Raw genomic sequence first — 1269 nt, 5'->3', positions numbered from 1 at the left:
CACTGCTGTCCCACAATTTTTCACAAGAGGAAGCTCATTTGAGCTTCCTCTTGTTTTATGGGTATTTTATCGGGTGAAAATAAAGCTTTTAAAGTTCTTCTTTCAAACAAATTCACTTGAATTATTCTGAGTAAACGTTGAACTGTCCAACCTGTTTTTCCTAAATGTTGAGCGAAACTCACCAATAAATAGGCGATCATCGCAATCCAGATTTGTGTCTGAATTGCGTTCCTGCTGCGACCTAGAAACGCTTTTAATTTGAGATTCTGCTTAATCGCCTTAAAGAACAGCTCAACTTTCCAACGATCTTTATAAATCGCCGCAATGGTGGAGGCGGCTAAATGAAAGTTATTGCTGAGAAAGCTAAAGTGCTTGCCACTTTGCTGATCTCTATATTCAATTCTTCTTAACACTGGGGCTTTTCTTTTTAGGGCATGTGCGCTATTCAGCTGAATGGTTTCATCTTTTAGAATACCTTTGGATTCAAGCACTGGATGTTGCTGGATCACCTGATACACAGATTTAGGCCTAAAACGTGTGACAAATCCAATGTTTTGAGCAGTCAGATTTGCATACCATTGGTAATCGACATAGCCTTTATCAAAAACTACAATGCTGCCAGCAGGAAACTGGAATTTGCGGCCTTGTACCATGTCATTTTCTTTGCCATTTTCAACTGCAACAAACTCAGGAATATCATTGCTGTGATTCAATCCTATACTGAGTTTCATGCTGGCTTTTGAGTCGTGAACTTTGGCCCATTCACATAAGGAAAGCGACAGGTCAATATGACTGGCATCCAAGGAATACAAGGGATTCTTAAAGCGAAATTTATGAGCGACTTTTGAGTGGTCATAGTATTTAAGCAACTTGTAAAATAGCTGTTGATACAAGGCAGCAGGCTGCTGCTCATTGATTCGTGCCAGCGTGCTTCGGGGAATAGACTTTGCTCCGAGATGACTTAGCTTTTCCTGTTGGCACTCCAAATTGGATTGAATATCTCTCAGACTTTGCCTACAAGAGAATTGAGACATCAATATGGCAATAAACTGATCCCACCGGGAAGCCGCTCTAAATTTCTGTCCAACATGGTGCACTTTAGCAAGTTGTTCAAAATCCTGTCGCACAACAGGTTTAATTAGCTCATGAAATACGGTATTCTGATGTGACAAAACCTGAATCCTGGTCGTTAAAGTGTTTGTTTGCACTCATATTTTAACTGTTAGGACTCAGGTTTTTTTATTTAAAGCAAACTATGGGACAGCAGTG

Annotated in this window: 1 protein-coding gene; it reads right to left on the bottom strand. The window is 40.0% G+C overall.

Features of this window, described 5'->3' with window-relative positions; translation table 11 throughout:
- Positions 1 to 20 precede the first annotated feature (20 nt).
- On the bottom strand, positions 21 to 1172 hold the full coding sequence (locus FTT72_RS16130) for an IS4-like element ISAbe18 family transposase (RefSeq protein WP_104425765.1): 1152 nt from the start codon (positions 1170 to 1172) through the stop codon (positions 21 to 23).
- Between the last annotated feature and the right edge of the window lie 97 nt (positions 1173 to 1269).

The sequence above is a fragment of the Acinetobacter sp. YH01005 genome (assembly GCF_013420465.1).
Taxonomy (GTDB): domain Bacteria; phylum Pseudomonadota; class Gammaproteobacteria; order Pseudomonadales; family Moraxellaceae; genus Acinetobacter; species Acinetobacter amyesii.
Note: the sequence above shows the minus strand (reverse complement) of the source record. Positions and strands in the feature narration are given on the sequence as shown.